Source organism: Litchfieldia alkalitelluris, from assembly GCF_002153425.1.
Taxonomy (GTDB): Bacteria; Bacillota; Bacilli; order Bacillales; family Salisediminibacteriaceae; genus Evansella; species Evansella alkalicola.
Genome location: NZ_KZ119600.1, coordinates 4,585,192 through 4,609,705 on the forward strand (window position 1 = coordinate 4,585,192; position 24,514 = coordinate 4,609,705).

General features: G+C 39.4%; 21 protein-coding genes. 12 read left to right on the plus strand and 9 right to left on the minus strand.

The window, feature by feature from the left end; all coding sequences use genetic code 11:
* Window positions 1-384: 384 nt before the first annotated feature.
* The 5 genes from BW724_RS21700 to coaA are packed head-to-tail and all read right to left on the minus strand — an operon-like array spanning window position 385 to window position 4,397.
* Window positions 385-762, minus strand: a complete 378-nt coding sequence (locus tag BW724_RS21700) for a RidA family protein (RefSeq protein ID WP_088077150.1) — start codon at window positions 760-762, stop codon at window positions 385-387.
* 38 nt (window positions 763-800) lie between these two features.
* Complete coding sequence (locus BW724_RS21705; RefSeq protein ID WP_235849042.1) at window positions 801-1,757, minus strand: 5-oxoprolinase subunit C family protein; 957 nt, start codon at window positions 1,755-1,757, stop codon at window positions 801-803.
* A 4-nt stretch (window positions 1,758-1,761) separates the two neighbouring features.
* Window positions 1,762-2,535, minus strand: coding sequence for a LamB/YcsF family protein (locus BW724_RS21710; protein ID WP_088077152.1), 774 nt, complete (start codon window positions 2,533-2,535; stop codon window positions 1,762-1,764).
* Between the two features lie 2 nt (window positions 2,536-2,537).
* Complete coding sequence (gene pxpB, locus BW724_RS21715; protein ID WP_088077153.1) at window positions 2,538-3,407, minus strand: 5-oxoprolinase subunit PxpB; 870 nt, start codon at window positions 3,405-3,407, stop codon at window positions 2,538-2,540.
* Between the two features lie 39 nt (window positions 3,408-3,446).
* A complete protein-coding gene (coaA, locus tag BW724_RS21720; RefSeq protein ID WP_088077154.1) occupies window positions 3,447-4,397 on the minus strand; it encodes a type I pantothenate kinase in 951 nt (316 codons plus the stop codon).
* A 631-nt stretch (window positions 4,398-5,028) separates the two neighbouring features.
* On the opposite strand from coaA, the gene BW724_RS21725 reads away from it, so the two are divergent.
* The 5 genes from BW724_RS21725 (at window position 5,029) to BW724_RS21745 (ending at window position 10,883) form a co-directional block, all read left to right on the plus strand.
* Window positions 5,029-6,045, plus strand: a complete 1,017-nt coding sequence (locus tag BW724_RS21725) for an ABC transporter ATP-binding protein (RefSeq protein WP_088077155.1) — start codon at window positions 5,029-5,031, stop codon at window positions 6,043-6,045.
* Window positions 6,038-7,027 carry an ABC transporter ATP-binding protein gene (locus BW724_RS21730; RefSeq protein ID WP_088077156.1) on the plus strand — a complete coding sequence of 330 codons (990 nt, stop codon included), beginning with the start codon at window positions 6,038-6,040 and terminating at the stop codon, window positions 7,025-7,027. Before BW724_RS21725 ends, BW724_RS21730 begins: the two co-directional genes overlap by 8 nt.
* Window positions 7,028-7,095: 68 nt before the next feature.
* The gene (locus tag BW724_RS21735; RefSeq protein WP_088077157.1) at window positions 7,096-8,808 is read left to right on the plus strand and encodes an ABC transporter substrate-binding protein; all 1,713 of its coding nucleotides are present in this window, start codon (window positions 7,096-7,098) and stop codon (window positions 8,806-8,808) included.
* Window positions 8,809-8,946: 138 nt separating this feature from the next.
* Window positions 8,947-9,948 carry an ABC transporter permease gene (locus BW724_RS21740; protein ID WP_088078152.1) on the plus strand — a complete coding sequence of 334 codons (1,002 nt, stop codon included), beginning with the start codon at window positions 8,947-8,949 and terminating at the stop codon, window positions 9,946-9,948.
* Between the two features lie 11 nt (window positions 9,949-9,959).
* On the plus strand, window positions 9,960-10,883 hold the full coding sequence (locus BW724_RS21745) for an ABC transporter permease (RefSeq protein WP_417891352.1): 924 nt from the start codon (window positions 9,960-9,962) through the stop codon (window positions 10,881-10,883).
* Window positions 10,884-11,092: 209 nt separating this feature from the next.
* On the opposite strand, the gene BW724_RS21750 is transcribed toward BW724_RS21745, so the two are convergent.
* Both BW724_RS21750 and mscL read right to left on the minus strand, forming a co-directional pair.
* Complete coding sequence (locus BW724_RS21750; RefSeq protein WP_088077159.1) at window positions 11,093-12,241, minus strand: thiolase family protein; 1,149 nt, start codon at window positions 12,239-12,241, stop codon at window positions 11,093-11,095.
* 94 nt (window positions 12,242-12,335) lie between these two features.
* Complete coding sequence (gene mscL / locus BW724_RS21755) at window positions 12,336-12,836, minus strand: large conductance mechanosensitive channel protein MscL (protein WP_088077160.1); 501 nt, start codon at window positions 12,834-12,836, stop codon at window positions 12,336-12,338.
* Window positions 12,837-13,067: 231 nt separating this feature from the next.
* On the opposite strand from mscL, the gene BW724_RS21760 reads away from it, so the two are divergent.
* A complete protein-coding gene (locus BW724_RS21760; protein ID WP_088077161.1) occupies window positions 13,068-14,624 on the plus strand; it encodes an FAD-dependent oxidoreductase in 1,557 nt (518 codons plus the stop codon).
* Between the two features lie 94 nt (window positions 14,625-14,718).
* On the opposite strand, the gene BW724_RS21765 is transcribed toward BW724_RS21760, so the two are convergent.
* A complete protein-coding gene (locus BW724_RS21765) occupies window positions 14,719-16,368 on the minus strand; it encodes a glutamine--tRNA ligase/YqeY domain fusion protein (RefSeq protein WP_088077162.1) in 1,650 nt (549 codons plus the stop codon).
* A gap of 374 nt (window positions 16,369-16,742) precedes the next feature.
* Here BW724_RS21765 and BW724_RS21770 point away from each other — a divergent pair, with 374 nt between their 5' ends.
* The 4 genes from BW724_RS21770 to BW724_RS21785 all read left to right on the plus strand — a co-directional run bounded on the left by BW724_RS21770 (window position 16,743) and on the right by BW724_RS21785 (window position 22,609).
* The gene (locus tag BW724_RS21770) at window positions 16,743-17,960 is read left to right on the plus strand and encodes a GGDEF domain-containing protein (protein WP_088077163.1); all 1,218 of its coding nucleotides are present in this window, start codon (window positions 16,743-16,745) and stop codon (window positions 17,958-17,960) included.
* Between the two features lie 249 nt (window positions 17,961-18,209).
* Complete coding sequence (locus BW724_RS21775) at window positions 18,210-19,016, plus strand: DUF2935 domain-containing protein (RefSeq protein WP_088078154.1); 807 nt, start codon at window positions 18,210-18,212, stop codon at window positions 19,014-19,016.
* A gap of 169 nt (window positions 19,017-19,185) precedes the next feature.
* Window positions 19,186-21,141, plus strand: coding sequence for an electron transport protein (locus BW724_RS21780; protein WP_088077164.1), 1,956 nt, complete (start codon window positions 19,186-19,188; stop codon window positions 21,139-21,141).
* A 190-nt stretch (window positions 21,142-21,331) separates the two neighbouring features.
* Window positions 21,332-22,609, plus strand: coding sequence for a serpin family protein (locus tag BW724_RS21785; protein ID WP_176371526.1), 1,278 nt, complete (start codon window positions 21,332-21,334; stop codon window positions 22,607-22,609).
* Between the two features lie 70 nt (window positions 22,610-22,679).
* Here the strand turns inward: BW724_RS21785 and BW724_RS21790 are convergent, their stop codons facing one another.
* Complete coding sequence (locus BW724_RS21790) at window positions 22,680-23,051, minus strand: hypothetical protein (RefSeq protein WP_088077166.1); 372 nt, start codon at window positions 23,049-23,051, stop codon at window positions 22,680-22,682.
* A 229-nt stretch (window positions 23,052-23,280) separates the two neighbouring features.
* Between BW724_RS21790 and BW724_RS21795 the strand changes: the two genes are divergently transcribed.
* A complete protein-coding gene (locus tag BW724_RS21795; protein ID WP_088077167.1) occupies window positions 23,281-23,964 on the plus strand; it encodes a queuosine precursor transporter in 684 nt (227 codons plus the stop codon).
* The gene (queF, locus tag BW724_RS21800; RefSeq protein ID WP_088077168.1) at window positions 23,954-24,457 is read left to right on the plus strand and encodes a preQ(1) synthase; all 504 of its coding nucleotides are present in this window, start codon (window positions 23,954-23,956) and stop codon (window positions 24,455-24,457) included. The genes BW724_RS21795 and queF overlap by 11 nt, the downstream gene beginning before the upstream one ends.
* Window positions 24,458-24,514 lie beyond the last annotated feature (57 nt).

The following is a 24,514-nucleotide window of genomic DNA, read 5'->3' on the forward strand; positions in this document are numbered from 1 at the left end:
CCTTAGTTAATAAATTTCGCGAAAAATAGGCTGAATAGAAGGAGAAATTCCGCTTATTGACTCCCATCTACTTAAAAAGTGGGAATTTCCTTTGCTTAGGCGGAAAAACTCCACTTATTTGCCACGAAATTAACAGGATTTTGTATTTAAACGGAATTTCTCCGCTTATTTTATTTCACTCTTAAGGATAGGAATACATCGAATGAGCGATAAGCTATACTACTTGAATTCGAAGAATCTTATAAATCAATAACTTAAAAACCGCCACAAGAATAAGTCCCTTGTGGCGGCAAAAGTAAACTATAAATAATAAATTGACATGAGGAATTACAAATAACAAACTACACTTCCGAAATCCTACAGAAACCCTACTTCCCTACTATATTATTGCTTTTTAGCAATCACTTCGATTTCAACTAAAGCATCTTTAGGTAGTCGAGCAACTTCTACTGCACTCCTTGCTGGGAAAGGCTCATCAAATTGCTTTCCATAAATGTCGTTTACTTTAGCGAAATCATCCATGTCCTTTAAGAAAACCATTGCTTTTACAACATCGTTTAGTCCACAGCCTGCAGCCTGCAACACAGCCTCTAAATTTTTAAATACTCTTTCGGTTTGTTTTTCAACACCTTTTTCTAGCTCCATTGTTTCAGGGTCTAATCCGAGTTGACCAGATGTATAAACAAAGTCTCCTACTACCACTGCTTGTGAGTATGGTCCGATTGCATCTGGCGCTTGTTTTGTATGGATAGGTTTTTTCATAATAATCAATCTCCCCTAACTATGTATTTTAGTTTATATTACCTTAATGCTACTCCGAGTTCCAACTGTCTGAACAGTTTCTCCCTATTACGCCATTGACGTTGTGCTTCCACAACGCTTACTTTTTCAAACACTATTTGTTCTCCTGGTAAACGCTGTGCTACTTTATACAATTCAGCACTGATGACGTTTGCGATTTTAGGATATCCACCAGTTGTTTGTCTATCAGACATTAATATAATTGGCGAGCCATTTTTAGGGACTTGTATCGATCCTTTGGCAACTGGGTCTGTAATCATTTCTTTTCTTCCCTGATCTCGGAGGGCTATTCCCATATTCCCTTGTAATCTATATCCCATACGATCTGACTGGTTGGTAATCGTAAAGGGACTATTTAAGAAGTCGTGAATAGCCCCTTCTGTGAAATGGTCCCACTGCGGTCCTTGGACCACTCTAATTTTTCCCAAAAAAGAAGGTTGGGCATCTTTAGACAATTTCTTTCTAGTCATTGATTTATAATCTGTGGGTACATTTGAAGCTTCAACAATATCTCGTTCTGCTAATGGGCGGCCATTCATGCCACCGAAATTTCCTTTCACATAGGTGGATTTGCTCCCCATCACTTCTGGCACATGAATACCGCCAATGACTGCTAAATAGGCCCTAGCGCCTGCTACTGGTTTTCCAAAGCGCAGGGTTTGTCCTTTTTCCACCAGAATATTTCGCCACATGTCAACTGTTTTTCCATCTAGACTCGGGCTTAAGTTTGCTCCCGTTATGGAAATTATCGTGTCTTTTAAAGCTTTGAGGGTCGGACCAACCATTGTTATTTCTAGGCTTGCGGCGTTCCGTGGGTTACCAAGAAGTATGTTTCCGAGCTGGTATGATACATCATCCATGGCTCCAGCTGGGCTAATGCCATATTGTTGATAACCATAGCGTCCTAAGTCCTGAACCGTCGTATGTAATCCTGATTCCATGACTTCAAAAACCATCTGATCATACTCCCGTTGGATTTTTCACATTAATTCTATGTTCACTCAAAGCTCTGCGAAGCATTTGGACAAATTGTAAGGCATGGTCACTATCTCCGTGTACACAGATGGAATCGGCCACAATTGGAATTCGGCTTCCATCAACTGCTGTTACAAGTCCCTCACGAACCATTTGGATCGCTTGCGTCACTGCAACATGCGGATCATGAATCACGGCGTCGGGCTGAGATCGAGGTGTTAATGTCCCATCAGGTTGATAGGTTCGATCGGCAAAGACTTCTTCTACAACCTTGATTCCTGCATAATGGGCGGACTTCACAAGTTCACTTCCAGCTAGGGCAAATAAGAGCAAGCTTCCGTCTTTGCTAATATCTTTCACTGCTTGGCAAATAGCATCAGCAACGCTTCTGTCTTTTGCAGCCATATTATAAAGGGCGCCGTGGGGCTTCACATGCTGTAGTCTATGTCCATAAATGTTGGCAAAGCCTTGAATGGCACTTACTTGATAAACGGTCATATTGTATACTTCTTCTGGTGTTACCTCCATCTTCCGTCGGCCAAAACCAGGTAGGTCCTGTAGGCCTGGGTGCGCCCCAATTCCAACACCGTACTTAGCCGCTAATGCGACGGTTTGATGCATCACATTGTGATCTCCTGCATGGTATCCACATGCGATGTTGGCAGATGTAATGTGTTTAATCACTTCTTCATCCTGTCCGATTTTATATACACCAAAGCTTTCTCCAATATCACTGTTCACATCCACAGTCAGGTTCATTTTTACTCTCCTCCCTGGCAGCTATATTTTTCGATCATTGGTTGATAGCTTCCAGCTTGCACTTCGCTCATGATGAAGTCAAACTCCTGCTCATCTATTTCTGTAAATCTTATCGTATCTCCTGCTCTGATTAATACTGGAAATGAAGAATGATAGGCGCCTTCTTGATGTTCTGTTCCTTTTAGTTGAAAGTGAGGATCATGATGTGGTTTAGGGAAATTACTTATATTAAATAATGGCACTGGTGTTTTTCCGATAATCTGCCAACCACCTGGACTGTCTAGTGGATAAATGCCTGTCTGTGATCCTGCAATTCCCACTGACCCTGCCTGCACCTTTACTCTTGGTACTTCATGACGGGGAGTGGCGATTTCCTCTGACATTCCTCCAAGGTATGGGAAGCCTGGGGAGAATCCCATCATGTATACTCGATATTCCCTACTAGTATGTATCTTAACTACTTCTTCAATGGAAAGCTGATTGTGCTCAGCCACGATTTCAATATCCGGACCCAGCTCTCCACCATATAAGACTGGAATAGTAATTAGGCGCCTTTCTTTAAAAAACTCATTGGTTTTTGCTTTATCGGTATTTTTTTCATACAGGGCTTGGAGTCGCTCCTCCATGAGGGCTTTCATTTGATCGTATGTCTTCATCAATGGGTTATAGAAAACAGCTAAACTAGAATAAGCAGGGACAAGCTCTGTCACCCCTGCTAACGGAACGTTTTCCAAATGATAAGCGAGTTGATGTACTTGATCATTTATTTCCTCAGAAATAATTGCTGGGTAAAACTCTATTAAGAGAGCTATGTCACTTAAAGGTTTGATGGTTGGACTTGAACTTGCATTTGTTAGTTTGTTACCTTTCATTGTCCACTCCCCCTTTTACTTCTGGGACCTTACCTTATACTAAATTTTTCTAACCATGATGTGATCTACGTGATGATTGTCCCCTTTATATAAGATTAAATCTGCTCGATATCTAGTAGGTAATATATTTTCATATAAATTTACTTTGTTGATTCTGTCCCATATATCTTTGGCGATTTCGAAGGCTTCTTCATCCTCCACTCCAGCATACTTCCTAAAGTATGAGTCTTTATGTCGGAATGCCGTATCCTTTAGAATCTTAAATCGCTCAACATACCAATGAAATATGTTCCTCTCCGCTGCATCAACATATAGAGAAAAATCAAAGAAGTCCGACACTGCGAGCTGATTTACTTGGTTACCTTCCGATACCTTTGGTGGTTGAAGTACATTAATTCCTTCCACTATTAAAATATCTGGGCTTTCAATTCGCTGCATTTCGCCTGGGACGATATCATATGTAATATGTGAGTACACTGGCGCCGCGACTTCCTGAACACCTGATTTCAGCTCCGTCAATACATGTAATAACTTTCCAATATTATAGCTTTCAGGGAAGCCCTTTTTATTCATGAGGCCCCTATCTTTTAACACTGCATTTGGATATAGAAAGCCATCTGTGGTGAGCAGTTCTACTTTAGGAGAGCTTGGCCACCTTGAAATAAGCGTTTGCAAAACTCTAGCAAAAGTACTTTTCCCAACGGCAACACTACCTGCAATTCCAATTACATATGGAACCTTTTTAACATTTGATTTTAAAAATTCATTCCTACTCTCATAAAGCTCACGTGATGCCTTGGCATGAAGATATAATAGCCTCGATAACGGTAAGTATATATCTTCAACTTCATCTAAGTTCAGTACCTCGTTTAACCCCTTCAATTCCTTCAGGTCTTCTTCAGTCACCGTCATTGGTGTTGATGATCTTAGCTCCGCCCACTCTGCTCGATCATGCTTGATGTATGGTGTAAAGTTGTCTTTTCTCTCCATAGCACACCTCTGTTTTTCTCTCTAATATAGCTTATGCTAGCTAGCTTCTATCTTTTTATTTTTCTATCATACTACAATTACGTAAACAGATAAAAAAATTCAGACTTCCACAAGTTAAATATTTTTTAGTCACCATGAAATTTGCTACTCAGACTCATAGTAGTCTTTTAATTACTTGCGCAAAGTCTTTATTTGAAATATTTGTTAAATACTTTTTAAATATAAAATTATACCATAATACGAAACTACATTTTTGGGTCTATTTTAGGCCTGTTTCATATATTTATAAACTGTAATGGTGTAAATCTTGTATGATCACATACTCACAATATATAGCCACTATTTAATTACCTTATTGTTTAATTTTGTTGGATTTCTGCAGTTTATGTAAGTATTTCTTACATAGAAATTACTTTTTTACAGACATATTTCTCCAATTATTCTTTAATTAACTAAACTTTACTGAATTGTTACAAAATTTTAAATTTTGTCTTGATTTATTTTTTGAAATATAGTAATTTTCTATATAACATGAAAATTATGACAAACATTCGGGTTTTAATACATACTAATTAAAAAAAGAGACGAGTAGAAGGTTACTACATATATTTTTAAGAGTCAGGAGGCCCTTATGAAAAAACCTGTACTTGAAGTAAATCATTTAAAAACTCATTTTTTTACAGACCGCGGTGAGATTCCAGCAGTAGATGATGTGAGTTTTCATGTAAATGAAGGAGAAGTCCTTGGAATTGTTGGTGAATCGGGTTGCGGTAAAAGTGTAACATCCTTATCCATCATGGGACTCGTCCCTAATCCTCCTGGTAAAATTGTTGGCGGTGAAATCTTATTTCGCGAGCAAAAAGGAGATAAAGAGGCATTTGAAGATCTTGTTAAGGTCAAACCGAAAAGACTCAGACAAATACGCGGGAATCAAGTGGCAATGATCTTTCAGGAGCCAATGACATCACTAGATCCACTGTTTACCATTGGTTTTCAAATTATAGAAGCATTAAAAAATCATATGAAGTTAACTAAAAAGGAAGCCCGTAAAAAGGCGATTGAATTAATTCAACTTGTTGGTATCCCACGCGCAGAGCAGATTGTAGATGAATATCCTCACCAATTGTCTGGTGGAATGAGACAACGGGTCATGATTGCTATAGCCATGGCCTGTGATCCAGAGGTACTCATAGCAGATGAACCAACTACTGCACTTGATGTAACGATCCAAGCACAAATACTAGACCTAATGAAAAAGTTGAATAAGGAAAAGGGCACTGCCATTCTTATGATTACCCATGACCTTGGGGTTGTGGCTGAAATGTGCGACAGAGTAGTCGTTATGTATGCTGGGAAGGTCGTTGAAGAGGGCGATGTCCGCACGATATTAAAGTCACCAAAACATCCATATACTAAAGGACTCATACAATCCTTACCTAAAATACATCAACGGGAAAAACGGCTTTATTCTATTCCTGGTAATGTACCAAAGCCAGGATCAATTAAAACAGGATGCCGCTTCGCTGCAAGATGCTCCGAGGTATTTGATAAGTGCTATGAAGAGGACCCTAATTTATTAGAGTTATCCGAGGGACACTCATGCCGTTGCTTCCTCTACGAAAAGGAAGGGGAGGTTGCCCATGTCTAAAGCATTATTAGAAGTTAAAAATCTTAAGAAATACTTTGACGTAACGGGGGGAGTTTTATCCCGCAAGGTTGGAGAAGTCAAAGCAGTGGATGATGTCTCTTTTGAAGTCTATGAAAAAGAAGTACTAGGTATTGTAGGAGAGTCTGGCTGTGGTAAATCTACTACAGGAAAAACACTCCTAAGGCTAATAGAGCCTACTGAAGGAGAAGTACACTTCGATGGTGTAGATATTACTAAGCTCAACAGTGAAGGTATGAGGAAGCTTCGAAGGGATATGCAAATTATTTTTCAAGACCCATACGCTTCCCTCAACCCACGCCATAAAGTTGAAAAAATATTAAGTGAACCTTTAATCGTACACGGAATTACTTCCAAACAGGAGCGACAAGAGAAAGTTAGAAAAATCCTTGAAGTTGTTGGTCTCCCACCAGAGGCTGCTAAAAGGTACCCCCACCAATTCAGTGGAGGGCAACGGCAGAGGATTGGCATAGCTAGGGCACTCATCGTAAATCCAAGACTCATTATTTGTGACGAACCCGTTTCAGCTCTTGATGTATCGATTCAATCGCAAATACTCAATCTGATGGAAGACTTACAAGAGGAATTTGGATTAACCTACGTTTTTATCGCACACGATTTAAGTGTAGTGAAGCACATTAGTCATCGTGTTGGCGTGATGTACTTAGGACGAATGGTAGAGTTAGCTAGTAATGAAGACTTATACGATAACCCGCTACATCCATATACGAAATCTTTGTTGTCGGCAGTTCCAGATCCTGACCCTGACTTAAAGACAGATCGAATTATTTTAGAAGGAGATGTTCCGAGTCCATCTAATCCACCTTCAGGATGTGCTTTCCATACTCGATGTTCTGAATGTATGGATATCTGTAAACAAGTAAGACCTGAGTTTGTGGAGATAAGGGATAACCATTTTGTAGCCTGTCATCTCTATAACGATGATGTTATGGAAAACAATTGACAGATTACAAGTTTCATATTTTTTAGGCCAATGCCTTTAAGTAACAAAAATTCTAAGGGGGAAACAGAATGAAGAAAAGTTTATTATTACTTCTTCTATCATTGTTACTAGTTGTATTTATGGCCGCATGTGGCGGGGACGATGAACCTGCTGATGCTGGTGATGACGACGATGATGTAGAAGAAACAAATGATGGTGGCGACAGTGATGTTGATGACAGTGACGATGGTGATGAAGGTGACGAAAGTGCAGAAGCTCCAGCTGGAGATCAAACATTAATCTATGCACGTGGTGGGGACTCTCAAAGTCTTGACTTTGCTAGTACACAAGATGGTGAGTCTTCTAGAATTACTCTTCAAATCTATGAATCATTACTTAGCTTTAATGAGCATTCCTTTGATGTTGAGCCTGGCTTAGCAGAGGATTGGGATGTTGCTGACGACAATGTTACTTACACTTTCTATTTACGTGAAGGGGTTAAGTTCCATGATGGAACTGATTTCAATGCAGAAGCTGTAAAGACAAACTTCGAGCGTTGGTCAGACCCTGATCACGAATTCGCATTTACTGATGAAGGTTATGCATACAGTGTGTATGGTAATCAGTTCGGTGGCTTTAAAGGGGACGATGGTCATATTATTGATGAAATCAACATCATCAACGACTATGAAATTGAATTTATTTTGACTGAGCCATTTGGTGCTTTCTTACAAAACATGGCTATGAGTTACTTTGCTATTACTTCACCAGCTGCATTGGCTGAGTATGGGGCAACCATTAATGAAAATCCAGTTGGTACTGGTCCATTCAAATTTGTAAGCTGGACTAGGGACGACAGTATTGTTCTTGATAAGTTCGAAGATTACTGGATGGAAGGTTATCCAAAATTAGATCGTGTTATCTTCCAAGTTATTCCTGATAATTCAGCTCGTCTAACTGCACTACGTGCTGGAGAAATTGATATTATGGATGGTTTAAATCCAGATGACTATGAATTGATCCAAAACGAGCCTGGTCTTCAAGGTTTTGAACGTGAAACTAATAACTTCGGTTACTTAGGATTTAATGTGGAAATGGAACCATTTGATGATCCACTAGTTCGTAAAGCGATGAGTCATGCTGTTGATAAAGAAGCTTTGATTCCATTGTTATACGCTGGATTAGCAGAACCTGCTATAAACCCGCTACCACCATCTTATTTAGGGTATAACGACAACCTTGATCCATACGAATATAACCCAGAATTAGCTAGAGAGCTTCTTGCTGAAGCAGGTTATCCAGATGGATTTGAGTTTGATCTTTGGACCATGCCTGTTGCTCGTCCTTACATGCCAGACCCAGAGAGAGCTGCAGAAGTTCTTCAAGCGAACTTTGCTGAAGTAGGATTAGAAGCTAACATCTTTACTTTAGAGTGGGCAACCTATTTAGATGAACTTACTAAGGGAGTTCAAGATGTCTTCATGTTAGGTTGGTCTGGTACAAACGGGGACTCTGACTACTTCTTAGGAAATCTATTAAGTACAGCAGGTATTCCTGAAAGTAACCGTACATTCTACTCTAACACTGATGTTGATGCTTTACTTGCAGAAGCAAGAACAACAGTTGATGAGGGAGAGCGTGCTGCCCTATATGAAGAAGCACTAGCACTTATCCATGAAGATGCACCAATGATCAATTTAGTTCACACTACTCCAGTTTTGGCAGGTAGTGATAGAGTACAAAATTATATTCCTCACTTATCTACTAGTGAAGCTTTAACAAAAGTTGAGCTTGCAGAGTAAAGGTAAGGAAACAACTAAATTGTCAAATTGAATTTAGACAGCACTTAAAGAGGACAGTGTTTGGGAAAAGGATTCCTACTTCCTTTTCTCCCTGTCCTTATTTTTTACATATGTAAATGGAAGTCAGAGGTGAATGTTATGCTCGCTTATACAATCCGAAGAATATTAATGCTTATTCCAGTTTTAATTGGAATGTCGATTGTAACTTTTGCAATCATTCATTTCATTCCTGGGAACCCTGCAAGAGTCATTTTAGGGGATCAAGCTACAGCTACAGCGATTGCGAATTTAGAGGCCCAGTTAGGTTTAGACCAACCCCCCTATATTCAATATTTTCATTATGTTTTTGATCTTCTAAAAGGGGATCTTGGAACATCACTAAGAACGAATACTCCTATTGCAGCAGAGATATGGCCACGTCTAGCAGCTACCATTGAATTAACAGTGTTTGCTATGATTTTCGCTATCGTCGTCGGTGTAAATGCTGGAATTATTAGCGCTTGGAAGCAAAACTCTATTTTTGACTATACTGCAATGATTATTGCTCTTATCGGTGTTTCAATGCCTATATTCTGGCTAGGACTAATGCAGCAATGGATATTTGCTCAGGAACTCGGTTGGCTACCTGCATTCGGAAGGGGGAATCCAAGAGATCCTGTAGAAACTACAACACATCTCTACGTTATTGATACGATTATAAACGGGCGTTTTGACCAATTGTGGACATCTATTAAACATCTTGTCCTTCCAGGTATTGCATTAGGGACTATTCCAATGGCCATCATAGCTAGAATGACAAGATCAAGTATGCTTGAAATTCTTCGATCTGATTATATTCGTACAATTGAAGCTAAGGGGTCTAGAACCCTTTCTGTTATTTACCGACACGGGTTTAAAAATGCTGTCATTCCCGTATTAACTGTAGCAGGTTTACAAACAGGTTCCCTTCTAGGTGGAGCTATATTAACTGAAACGATCTTCAGTTGGCCTGGGGTAGGAAGGTATGTTTATGAAGCAATAGGAACTCGAGATTACCCAGTAATTCAATCTGGAATTCTCGTCATTGCATTTATGTTTGTCATTATTAACTTGATCGTAGACTTGCTATACAGTTACATCGATCCTCGGATAAAGTATTAAAGGGGGAATAAGTGATGGAATCTATTACGCCAACGAAAAAACAACGGACGTCTGGTCCTGAAAAGCAAGATCCTAATATAGATAAAACTGAAGCTGTTTCCCCTTGGAAAGAGGCTTATTGGCAGCTAAGAAAAAATAAGTTAGCTATCATCGGTATTATTATCATCACTTTTTTTATTCTAGTGGCAATCTTTGCACCACTTCTTACTTCTTACTCACCTACTGAAGTGGGTGCTGGTGAACGTTTAACAAGCCCGAATGCTGATCATTGGTTTGGGACTGATGATTTAGGTAGAGATACATTTACTAGAATTGTATTTGGGGCGCGTATATCTTTAATTGTTGGCTTCTTCGCAGTTTCAGGCGCACTAGTATTCGGTACTTTTTTAGGAATCCTGGCAGGGTATTTCGGAAAATGGGTAGATATGTTTATCTCACGTATATTTGACATTATGTTAGCGTTCCCTAGTATTTTACTTGCAATTGCAATTGTTGCAATTCTAGGTCCTTCCTTGGAAAACGCATTGATCGCTATAGCAATTATAAACATACCTATATTTGGACGACTCGTCCGATCGAAGGTTATATCGATTCGAGAAGAAGAATATATCATGGCAGCCAAAGCCCAGGGGATGAAAAGTGGAAGAATTCTCTTCCATCACGTCCTACCAAACAGTGTTGCACCAATCATCGTGCAGGCAACATTGAGCTTTGGTACAGCCATATTGGAAGCTGCAGCATTAGGTTTCCTTGGATTAGGAGCATCGGCACCGACGCCTGAATGGGGTAAAATGCTTTCTGATTCTAGACAATTCATTCAGAGTGCACCATGGACAGTGCTATTCCCAGGTTTTTCAATTATGCTAGTCGTTCTAGGATTCAATATGATTGGTGATGGTCTCCGCGACGCATTAGATCCAAAGATGAAGACTTAACTAATTTGAGTATCGATGGAACTAAGAATGAATGCTTATTGATACAAATAGAATAGAGTGTTGATGAATTCTCCAAGGTGGCTGTTTCCCCTGACTCATCAACACTCTATTATTATGTTTATTCATTTCGAACGAGGGTACTCATTATTAGGCACTTCCGAAAGATCCCCCGCTTTAATGAACCTAAGTGGTGAGATATTCACTTACAATTATATTCTTTCAATAATCGTTGCATTCGCCATTCCAAAGCCTTCGCAGATTGCCTGCAAACCGTAACGGCCCCCTGTTTTTTCTAAAGCCGTCATCATCGTTGTCATTACTCGAGCACCACTTGCACCTAAAGGATGACCCAGTGCGATTGCTCCTCCGAAAATATTTAACTTCTCTATATCCACATCTAACTCCTTTTGCCATGCTAGTGGCACAGGCGCAAATGCTTCATTCACCTCAAACACATCTATATCCTCCATATGCAATCCAGCTTTTTCTAATACTTTTCTAGTAGCAGGAATAGGTCCCGTTAACATGATAGTAGGATCTGAGCCAACCACACTCCTGGCAACAATGCGAAAACGTGGTTTCAGTCCAAGCTGCTCAGCTTTCTCTCGACTCATCAGCAGCATTGCGGATGCCCCGTCACTTATTTGTGAGGAGTTACCTGCAGTAATCATTCCATCTTCTTTGAAGACAGTTTTTAATTCACTTAACTTCTCTATGGTTGTTCCAAGTCGAGGTCCTTCATCGACTGAAACTGTTTCAACAGTTCCATCTTCTAAAGTAACATCAATAGGAAGTATTTCTTGTTCGAATACACCTGTTTTTTGAGCATGAATGGCTTTTTCATGACTTCTTAAGGAAAACATATCTAGCTCTTCTCTCGTCATTCCCCACTTTTCTGCTATTCTTTCTGCAGAGACTCCTTGATTTATCATTTCGTATTTATCTGTTAAGAGTGTGCTATAGGACGTCCCTTGTATATTTGAGAGCATTGGTACTCTTGACATACTTTCCACTCCGGCAGCAACTACAACATCCATATCTGCACTTGCGATCGCTTGCGAGGCGAAGTGAACTGCCTGCTGCGATGAGCCACACTGTCTATCGATGGTGACACCAGGTACTTCAATGGGAAAGTTAGCAATTAAAGCGGCTGTTCGTGCGATATCTGGTGCTTGTTCACTTACTTGGCTAACACACCCTGCAACGACGTCCTCCACTTCTGTTGGAGAAACGCCTGCTTTTTCCATTAACCCCTTTAAAGTTTTTCCCAAAAGCTCATCTGGCCTTATTGTACTTAGTTTGCCATTCTTCCTACCGATTGGTGTTCGAACTGCTTCAACAATTACCGTCTCCCTCATTCTAATCCCCCTTCGTTCATGTGTGTAGTCTAATAACATGTACACTTCTAATCTATTGATATATTATTTATCTCCACCACGATTTCCTGCTAGTTTACTTAGCATTTTTGGCATTAATCCGAACAAGCATATCTTCCCTTCTCTGTTGTACCTTCTCCTCTACATTTACATCTGAAGTACATTTCGGGCATCTCACTGCTCTAGACGGAATATCTGAAAAACAATATGGACAATTCTTCACTTTAGTGGACTCCATCGGGGCTTTACGGAGCTTTACCATCTGAAGAATTACTAAATAAGCAGCAAAAGCAATAATGATAAAATGAATAACAGTCTCTATGAAAAGACCATAATTAATTGTTGCAGCACCTGCCTCCTGTGCTTCCTTTAAGCTAGCATAGTTTCCCCCTGATAAATTGATATAGAGACTTGAAAAGTTTACTTTTCCTAAGAGAAGACCAATGGGAGGCATGAGGACGTCTGAGACAAAGGAGGTGACAATATTTCCAAACGCAGCTCCAATGATAATCCCTATCCCCATATCAACGACATTTCCCCTAATCGCAAACTCTTTAAATCCTTGAAAAAAACTCATCAAACCACTTCCTAATATTAGTGTATATACGTTGCTTCAAATACCCTGATATGGTTTTTCCCTCATTATTATCTACGTTTATACATTTGTATGAGGTTGTCCCTCCGTTATATACCTTGTATTTAAATTGTCATCAGATGGATTAGTTAGCTTTTCCTTGTATAGAAAACTATGTCATTGTCAAAAAATAAAGGATATTAAATGAACTGTGTTTCATAGGAGGTACATATTATGTCTAACTATTATGACGAATTACCCCAATATCCAGAATCGTATTGGCTTGATTCTACCAATCGCCCTGGTTTCCCTAAGCTTGATAAAAATGAAAAAGCAGAAGTGGTTATCGTTGGTGGTGGAATAACAGGGATTACAACGGGTTATTTACTTGCTAAAGAAGGCGTTGATGTCACGATTCTAGAAGGGGACCGGATTTTTAACGGCACAACTGGCCATACAACTGCGAAAATCACAGCACAGCATGAACTGATTTACGATGAACTAATCGAACATTTTGGCGAAAACTTCGCTAAAATCTATTACGATGCGAATACGAAAGCTTTAGATTTTATTCGTAATACTGTGAAGGAGCATGGGATTGATTGTCAGTTTGAAAACAAAGATGCTGTACTTTACGGAACTGAGGAAAAATCTGTCCGCAAGCTTGAAAAGGAGTATGAAGCATACCAGAAGTTAGGAATTCCAAGTGAACTAGCTGGATCAGTACCTTTTAATGTGGATGCTAAGCGGGCCTTAATCATGAAAGATCAGGCTCAGTTCCATCCTTTAGAATACTTGGCAAAGCTACTAGACGAATTTTTGGCAGCAGGGGGAAAAGTATATGAAAATACAACTGCAGTTAGCATCATGACCGAATCTGAAACTGGGGCAGACGAGCTTGAAGTAGAAACGAGCGATGGTCACTTTATCTCCTGTCATAAAGTATTATCGTGCTCTCACTACCCGTTCTATGAAGCAGAAGGCTATTATTTCATGCGCATGCATGCAGAGCGATCATACATTGTTGCCGCAAAGGGGAACGTGGAAGAGTTGCCAGGAATGTATTTAAGTGTGGACAAAGGGGAAAAACGTTCCGTACGTACTGTGAAAATAAATGGTGAAACGCATCTCCTACTTGGTGGTGAAGGTCATAAGACTGGTCAGGGAGAACCCACTTTAACTCACTACGAGAACCTTTATGAGTTTGGTAAGGACGTTTTCGAAATAACTGATGTACCATACCGTTGGTCAGCACAGGATTTGTATACACAGGATAATGTTCCATACATCGGTCCTGTTTCAGCACTCCACACTAATATTTTCGTAGCAACAGGCTATAGAAAGTGGGGAATGACAAGCAGTACTGCAGCGGCACACATTCTAAAAGATTATGTTCTTGGGAACGATACGCCAGAGATGGAAATCTTCTCAACAGAAAGATTCCATGCAGACCCTAGTTTGAAGCATTTCTTTAGGGAAAATTGGGATGTCGCTAAACATTTTGTAAAAGGAAAGCTTCAGTTTGGTCAAAAAGACTTAGATGATATTAAGCCTGGTGAAGCTGCCGTTGTTCGAATTGGTGGCAATCGTGCCGGTGCATACCGCGATGAAGATGGCGAACTGCACCTCGTGGATACTACTTGTACTCACATGGGATGTGAAGTGGAATGGAACAATGGGGAGCGTTCATGGGACTGCCCTTGCCACGGCTCTAGATTCACTGTTGATGGAGATGTCATGGAAGGCCCTGCCAAAAAGGGGTTAAGTAAGGTGGATGACGGCTTGTCATAAATGAAAGGAAACAGAGGAAACAGAGGAAACAGAAGGGACGGTTCTCCCGTTTACAATTGTCTGACAACTGTGAACGCAAGAACCGTCCCTTTGTTTATAGTTTAAACGAGCTCTTTAATTCCACGATTCGGTTAAACACTAGTTTATCTTCTGTTGTATCTTTCGGATCGACATTGAAGTATCCATGACGGAAGAACTGGAATTTGTCATTTCCCTTTGCCTCTGTCATATTAGGTTCAACAAATCCATTTGCTACTTCTAGTGATTTAGGATTTACTTGCTCTAAGAAGTCATCTCCGCTTTTTTCATCTAAAATTAATGAATCATATAAACGGAATTCTGCTTCCTTTGCATTCGTTGCTTCTACCCAATGAAGTGTTCCCTTTACTTTACGACCAGTAAAACCTGTTCCACTTTTCGTTTCAGGGTCATACGTACAGTGAATTTCCACCACTTCACCATTCTCGTCCTTAATAACATCATTACATTTAATAAAGTAAGCATGCTTTAAGCGAACTTCATTGCCTGGGAAGAGTCGGAAATATTTTTTTGGTGGGTTTTCCATAAAGTCACTTTTCTCAATATAAATCTCACGTGAGAATGGAATCTTACGAGTACCCATTTCTTCATTCTCAGGATTAATATCAGCATCGAGCCATTCTACTTCACCTTCAGGGTAATTTGTAATTACCACTTTTAATGGGTGTAAAACGGACATCGTACGTGGTGCCTTCAGCTTCAAGTCTTCACGAATAAAGTGCTCCAGCATTCGTACATCCACTGTGTTATCAGATTTAGCTACGCCAATTTCGCGACAGAAGAGCTTAATGGATTCTGGTGTAAAACCACGACGGCGGAATCCAGAAATAGTCGGCATTCTTGGATCATCCCAACCGTCCACAAAGTTTTCATCAACGAATTGCTTCAATTTACGTTTACTCATTACTGTATTTGTTAAATTCAAGCGAGCAAATTCAATTTGTTGTGGTTTAGCTTCCATCTCACAGTTTTCCACAACCCAGTTGTACAATGGTCGTTGATCTTCAAACTCTAGCGTACAAATGGAGTGTGTCACCCCTTCAATCGCGTCCTCTAGGGGGTGGGCAAAAGAGTACATCGGATAGATGCACCATTTATCACCTGTATTGTGATGTGTGGCATGAGAAATACGATAGATGACAGGATCACGCATGTTGATATTTGGAGATGACATATCAATTTTTGCACGTAAAACCTTTTCACCATTGCCGAATTCTCCATTTTTCATTCGCTCAAATAAATCAAGGTTTTCCTCAACTGAACGACTTCTCGAAGGGCTTTCTTTCCCAGGCTCCTTTAACGTGCCACGGTACTCTCGAATCTCTTCTTGAGACATGTCCTCCACATAAGCAAGACCTTTTTTAATTAGTAAAACGGCACGGTCGTACATCTCCTCAAAGTAGTCAGATGCAAATTTTAAGCCATCCCATTCGTACCCCAGCCATTCAATGTCATCCTTAATGGAATCGACATACTCCTTGTCTTCCTTTAAAGGATTTGTGTCATCAAAACGAAGATTTGTTTTACCACCGAACTCGTCCGCAATCTCAAAGTTCAATACAATCGATTTTGCATGTCCGATATGGAGGTAACCGTTTGGCTCTGGTGGAAATCTCGTTACAATTTCATCATGTTTTCCTGTAGCAATATCTTCTTTTATAATGTTCTTGATAAAATTGGATGATGTGTTATTTGTCTCACTCATACAATCAACCTTTCATGGGCGTTTTATTATACTTGAAGTTATATCATAAATGCTTTGATATAGCTATGTAATCTCACGAAAAAGATAGCAGCATTGTACTCAAACCACTTATTAGCCTATATTTTCCTATAATCCATATATTTTAACATGTTTTCCACTATATCTGTAGCTATTCAAATATGGAGAATAAATTTCCCTTTTTTCCTAGAGTTATTGTAGAAACGCAATACTATTTTAAGACTATCGATTATAATAGAACTAACTGCTAAATTTTTCTTGCTGAAAAAAATAACGCGAGAATCACGCTAGCTCAGAAGAATAAAAACGAACTCATTACGTTTCATATATTCGTGCAAAAGAAAGACGGTGTAGTAATGACACAGACACATTCATCTTTTATTAAGAAGGAATTAGGATGGCTTATTCATCCTGCTACAAAGGAAATCCGACGTACTAACTTACAGCGGATGTTTTTCTCGTCCATTTTGATGGCCATCGTTCATATCGTATTTGTTGTGTCATTTTATTACTATTCTCCTCCTCAAGATCAGGTACATACCATCCTCTGGCAGCAATGGGCAATATATGGTCATGTCTTTATGTTCTTTATAGTGATCGCAACAGGCCTTACAACTTATCAACTATATAAAAAGGGAAATGTAGAAAGTGTTCTGTCTCATCTCTTACCCCTTACTGCATGTATTTTATATTTACTTTTTGGCATTTACATAACTACGATTGAACAACCTATTTATCCTACAATTGCACCCTTTTTACTCACAACAGTTGGAGTTGGTGGGTTACTGTTAATACGGCCTGTCTTCTCACTTCTGACCTTTAGTATTGCCTATTTCATTTTCTTCGATGTTGTAGAACTTACACAAATGAATAGTGATCTATTAATCTCTATCCAGCTAAATGGCTTAACTGCAGTTATTCTCGGTTTTGGCATATCCCTTTTAAACTGGAGAAACCATGTGATTTTAGCTAAGCAAAACAAGTTTATTCAAGTTCAAAATAAAAAGCTGGAAAGAAAAAATCAAAAACTCATTCATATGTCTACGTACGACGCCTTGACGGGACTTTATAACAGAATGAAATTTATGTCTCTAATAGGGACTGAAATGAAAAAGATGAAGCGTTTTAGCCATGATGGCTGTCTTATCATCTTGGATATCGACAATTTCAAGAACATCAATGATCAATATGGCCATCCTGTTGGAGATTTGATGCTTCAAAAAATTGGACGAATCATTAGTAAAAACGTAAGTGATAACGATATTGCTGCAAGACTTGGGGGAGAAGAATTTATGATCTTCCTACCTAGGGTATCTGTTGATGAAGGAAAGGAGTTAGCAGAAACACTGCGCCTTGGGATCGAATCATTTTCATTAGAAAATAAGGGAGAAGAAGTTCACGTAACTGCAAGTTTTGGTCTAGCCCCCATCATACCAACGATGGAAGATCCTTTTCATATAAGTTACTGTGCAGCTGATGAAGCGTTGTATCAAGCAAAAGAAGCTGGACGTAATCGTATTAAAGTAAGCAATAACATAATGGCGGCAACACAGGAGGACGTCCCGAGAGCATAGCTTAACTTAAGCTTTTGTGCTTTCGATGACAACCTCTTTTTCTGTTAACATAGTCAGGAGTTATCGTATGGGAGGGCAGGGGTTAGCCCCTGCGGAAAAGAAGACACTCGAGGAATGAGCAGTGTCGCACTTATCTTTTCGTGAAATAGACTAATGTACTAAGGTAAAACTATTTTATTTAAGTATTCATTATTATGTTTCTTCTTCATATAATTTTACATAGCAAAACCATGGAGGTGATTGATGAGGATGACTGAAACTTTTCGTAAAGAGGCTTTGTTCGAGATGCGTTTTTGGATGCAAGTACTTGGGGATCATGGAAGATTCATTCATGATTCACTGTCTCCAAGTGAAAAGGTTTATGTAGAGAGGGCCCAATCTTTTATAAACAAATTTGATAAACTGCTAGATAATGTAAGGCACCCCTTAACTAATGTACAACTATCCTCCGTATTAAATGAATCCTTGAATTATAGTAAAGAAATAAGGAGCTTGAAATTAGATATAATTAAAGATCATTTAGTTGGTGACGTAAAAATTCAACTCCCGCCGTCTTTTCTCAACCATATGGTTAACGAAGTAGATGAAGCAATAAGAGTATTGACCTCCCTTGTAAATGGGGAGCTTCCCCCTAAGGTACACCCCTTACATCACGACCTCATTTGGTTGTTAGATGCTGCAGGTCACGCTGGCGCCATCACTGATAATCTGGATCACGTGGAATATGATTTACGCTACAAAAGCGAGCAGTTTAAAAAGGATTGGGAAGATTTCTATTTTAAAGCAGTCGAGTTAACTGGTTATTTACGAGCAAACGTGAAGCATTTCCCCGCTTTGGAAAAGTTCCATAAAGATATTGAATTAGAGATGGTTGTATTTAAAACATTCCTAAATGAGTTAGAGGAAATGAGATTAAACAAAGAAAGCTTAGGTGTATTATCCCCCCTCATGGCAGATCATATGGCCCGTGAAGAATGCTATTATTTAATGAAACTTGCTGAAACGACAGAGCTTGAGCTGCCTGAATGCGATCCTACAACACCAAGGACAGAGTAGAATACTTTTGGATTGATGTGTGGAAGATGGAAATCGTCAAATAAAGTACAAGAAAGTACAAGGACCAGGTCCCTGAACAAAAGTTCAGGGACCTGGTCCTTGTATATATTGTGACATTTAGTAACAAAGTAAGGTTATGGATTTATTGCAAAAGAAAGGAGTTTGAGTAATGCGTAAACGGTGGTGGATTCTGGCGATAGCAATCGTGTTTTTAGCTGTCATTGCTTACAACATAGAGTTTGAATATGCTTATATTCCTGATGAAGACGATCTTTTAAATGATACTAGAGCATATTTTAATGGCTATGATGTTTGGGGAGAAATGGTACCTATTAACAACAACAACCCTTCTGGTCAAATGATCCATTCAAATATCGATAGTCATCAGCTATCTCCTGAAAGTGGAGCTGTTCGAGTTGATGAGGACTTCATTCAGTTTGGTCGAGAACAATTCTATACTGAAACCTTTAACAATGAAGAGTATATGACTGAAATTTTAGGTGTTCTTGATGGGGGTATTACCCTCTGGTCCATGTCGAAGGCAATCATTAAACAAAAGCTATCAGGAGAACCAACCAACAACCTTCAAGTGGCGTTAGCAAAGGACATCACAATCGGAGATAGAACGTATAAAAAAGGCGAGCTCATTGATACTGGCCTCGACCTACCGAAAGGCGCACTGTCTCCAATGGGCGTGCCTATCAGTTATTCCAGAGGGAAAGTTCAGGTGGGCGCAAGTTGTGCCTCCTGCCATGCTACGGTGGATGAGTCATCGGGAAAAATCGTTGAAGGCGCGCCTAACGCCAATTTTAACGCTGGAATGGTTCTTGCGCTCGCACCTAACTCCGCCGCATATTTTACAAACACAGAAGTGGAAGCAGTCGAGAAGTATGTAGAGGATGTTACCCGTGAAGTGGAAACGAGTGATGGTGGTAAAGAACCTTTACCTGATGCTGAAAAATTTGAAGCGGCTGTTGACGAGTATTTAGCTAGCTGGCCAAAGGGGAACTTTGATTCCACGATGGATTTAACGAACAATCCAACTCAAATTCCTGATTCCTTCACTTTTGAAGACCATCCATATGGATGGAATGGATTTGCTAGTGTTGGTCCGTTTCGTGGACTTAGCTCCCTTAACAATAATGTGCACGCCCAAAATTCTGACTTATTGGCACAGTTTGAGCAAAGTAATGAGCTTTTTGATATTGATAAAGAAGTTTATATAGGCACTATCCTGCAAAACTCAGCTAGTCCAGACTATCGGTATGATCCCGAGAGTGATATGAAGCCATCTGACTTTTTCGCCAAACTTGATGATTCACCTGAGGTTCCAGGGGTTAATGAAATGATACGACCACCACATTTTCCAAAACTCTCGTTGTTTTCGCCTAATGGAACGATTGTAAGCTCTCCTGGGTTTAATGTGGCCGAGCAAATCAACGCTATGTCTGCGTTTCAAAACATGTTAAGGCCCCCATCTCCTGAGGAGGTCGCGACAGAGAGTATTCATAAGGGGCGAGAAGTGTTTGAAACAGCTGGTTGTACCTCTTGCCATGCGGGTAGGGGATACACGAATCATCAAGTTATACCGCAAGAGAAGGTAAAGACAGAACCTTCTAGGGCTAAAGCTTTCCGAGACACGGTAAAACTGTTAGATAAATCACTTATTTATTCTCCCGACACACCAGTCCCAATACCTGACGACGCAAAAATCTTAGAAGTTCCTACTGACCATTTAGATGAGGAAACATTGGAACTCGTTCTAGCCCAAGGGAATGACGGTGGCTACAAGGTAAAAGGACTCATTGGCTTAGCTTGGTCTGCACCATATTTGCATGATGGTGGTGTAGCTGTCGGGCCTGATATGGAAAAAGATATTGGGATTCCTGGCACGTTGGACAAGGCTGTACTACCTGACCCACGTAACAGCTTGCAGGCTTTGTTAGATAGGAAGTTGCGTGAAAAAGTCGTGGCAGCAAATAAAGGGAATGCCAATTTGCAAAAAGCCCACGTAACTGGTGAAGGGCATGAACATTGGATAGATGAAGAAGCAGGGTTTACAGAAGAAGAAAGGGAAGCAGTGATCGATTTCTTAATATCGCTGACGAAAATAGAAGGGAACTAAAAAGTTCGGGGAAAATTCGGGGACCTGGTCCCCGAATTTTTTGTGAACAATATTTTCTAACTATTTAGATAATACTGTGATAAAATTTAACTAATACATCATGTGAATTTTTGAACATTTTAGTTTTTAAGCTAAATAGGTTAGGTTTGAATTGGAGTTATTGAAGTTACTTTCAATGGGGGTATGTGGAATGAACAAACTGTTATCGTTTTTCCTACTTCTGCTTCTGCTGTTCTCCATACTATTTTTAGCTAGTTGTGGAGCATCTAGTGAAGTAATCGACGAAGAACAAAGTAAATTAAGATCTGAATTAGAAATTGAAAGCAATTTTATAAACAAAGAAGTCTTGGGGCAATTATCTACGGACGATATGAGAACCAAAATAGGTGCAGGCATGCAAGACTTTTCAAATTCACTATTACAGGAGTTATTTCAATATGATAGTAATCTCGTGGTCAGCCCATATAGTGCTGTAACAACCTTATCCATGACTTCAGCAGGTGCAGTCGGTCCGACAAAAACTGAAATGAAGGACGTCTTAGGCGTTCCCCAGCTATCAGATGAAGAACTTCATACTGTTCATATGGCATTGATTGATACTTTAAATAGCCATAGGAGAATAACATTACATACTGCCAATTCAATTTGGCACAAGAAGGGTGTGACCTTTAACCAAGAGACACTCCAATTAATTGAAGACTTTTATGAAGCAGATGTTAAAGAGATAACGAACGAACAAGATATAAATGATTGGGTAGCAGAAAAAACAAATGGAAATATTGAGAACATAGTAGAGCATATTGATCCACAAACTATGATGTTTTTACTAAATACAGTTTATTTTTTAGCCGAATGGCATGATCCATTTATTTCGGAATATACAGTGGACAAGGAATTTCATACTTTCGACGGTAGTTCAGTAACTGTTCCTTTCATGACCCAAGGGAAAGAATATAAATACGATATCAATGAAAATTACGAAATAATTCGGCTTCCATACCGTATGGGGAAATTCTCAATGGAAGTTTTATTGCCTTCAGAGAATAGTACACTTGAGGACACAATCGTCAAATTAAATAGTGGACAAATTGAATGGACAAGTCCAAGTACATATTACGAAGGCTCTATCCATCTTCCCAAGTTTTCCTTTTCAAGCAATTCAAGCTTAACGACCCCATTAAAAAACATGGGAATGAAAATTGCAATGGACGAGAACTTAGCAGATTTCTCCAATTTGTCTGAGGAGGTGCCATTATTTATAGATGATGTATTACAGAATGCTTTTATTACAGTAGATGAAGAGGGGACGGAAGCTGGTGCAGTGACAGTTGTTGAAATGGCAGCAGGAGGTGTACCAACAAGCAATTTTCACATGAATGTGAATCGCCCATTTTTATTTCGTATTATACATGAAGAGACTGGAGTAGTTATGTTTATTGGAAATGTGGTTGATCCATCAATGGATTAAAATAGTAATTAATAAGCCCAATAGTTCACAAAATGTTCGGGGACCTGGTCCCCGAATTTTTTGTGAACATTTACCCTTCAACTAAGTGTACATACACATATTCAGGTAAAGCATATTTATCTTTCACCGTTTGATCTTCCTCATATGATTTAAAAGAAAACAGTTCTTCTCCTTGTTCCATAGCCAGTAATTCTAATATATGCTCATCATTTTCCCCTTTTGTCTCAAGCTTTAGGGAAATAGGTCCAATCGTTAATCGATATTCATTAAAAACAAGCCCAAGGAGTTCCTGTGTTGTCTTTCTCGTGTCAGGATGATCAAAAATAAAGGATGCCAATTCCCATATTCGAATGTTGCGCTTTTCTCCGTGCTTAAATAGTTTCGATACGCCCTCTCCTAAGTGCTTTGAGAACATACCCAGCTTATCAAGAAATTCACTCATAGCCTTTCGCCTCCTGATCCCTAGCAGGTTTGTCCTTAGTCTTTGTTAATGGCAAAGGAAATATAAGAAACCCTGAAAAAATAATTTACAAAATTGTCGGGGACCAGGTCCCCGACAATTTTGTGACATTTTTCCTTATCCATTTCTCATATTTTATGTTAAAGTATTATGTTAGCGGAGTTCGAAACCATCCTTCGCTTTATAAACAAAAACTAGGAGCTGATTATAAATGAATAATTACGAAGGTTTCAATGAGTCAAAGCAGTTTAAGCTAATTCTCCTTTGCGCATTGTTTTTTACTGCTCTGCTCGTTTCCAATGTTATTTCAGCGAAGCTGTTTAGCATTGGTTCTATTGTCCTGACTGCAGGTATCATCACCTACCCACTGACTTTCCTCATCACTGATTCGATTTCAGAAGTGTATGGAAAGGCAACTGCAAAACGGGTTGTCATTTATGGACTTTTATCCAATGTGATGATGATTGGATTTTTCTATTTTGCGATTACATTGCCACCAGCTGGTTACTGGCCAATGCAAGCAGAATTCGAAGCAATCCTTGGCGCTGTTCCTCGTATGGTAGCTGCATCACTTATTGCTTACTCCATTTCTCAGCTTTGGGACGTTCATCTTTTTCACAAGCTCAAAGAAATGACGAAAGGGAAGCACTTGTGGTTACGCAATAACGGAAGTACCCTAACTAGCCAATTAGTGGATTCATGTATCTTTGTATTCATTGCCTTTTATGGCACCATGCCATTACCTGCATTATTTGCAATGATCGGAACACAATATTTGGTGAAAATTGGTTTTGCCTTAGCTGACACACCATTCATTTACTTAACGGTAAAATGGCTAAATGGGAATACTTCTACTAAACAAACGACAGAGGAGGCGACAGCTCATGTCTCATAATGCAAAAGAACATGATCGCAGTGAAGAAGTTACATTACTAGGTAACCAAGACAATGACTATATTTTTGACTACAATCCAAAAGTTCTTGAGGCTTTTGAAAATAGACATACCTACCGAGATTATTTTGTAAAATTTAATTGTCCCGAATTTACAAGTCTTTGTCCAAAGACAGGTCAACCAGACTTTGCGACAATCTATATCAGTTATATTCCAGATAAAAAGATGGTCGAAAGTAAATCCCTGAAAATGTATTTATTTAGTTTTCGCAATCACGGGGATTTTCATGAAGATTGCATGAACATCATCATGAATGATCTTATTGAGCTGATGGACCCTCGTTACATCGAAGTATGGGGGAAATTCACTCCACGTGGCGGAATCTCTATCGATCCATACACGAACTACGGTAAGCCAGGGACTAAGTACGAGAAAATGGCGGAGCATAGAATGATGAACCATGATATGTATCCAGAAACGATTGATAACAGATAACGTTCTTACTGGTTTTTAGATTTGTTAGCACTTGATACTACTTTATGTGACTAGCTG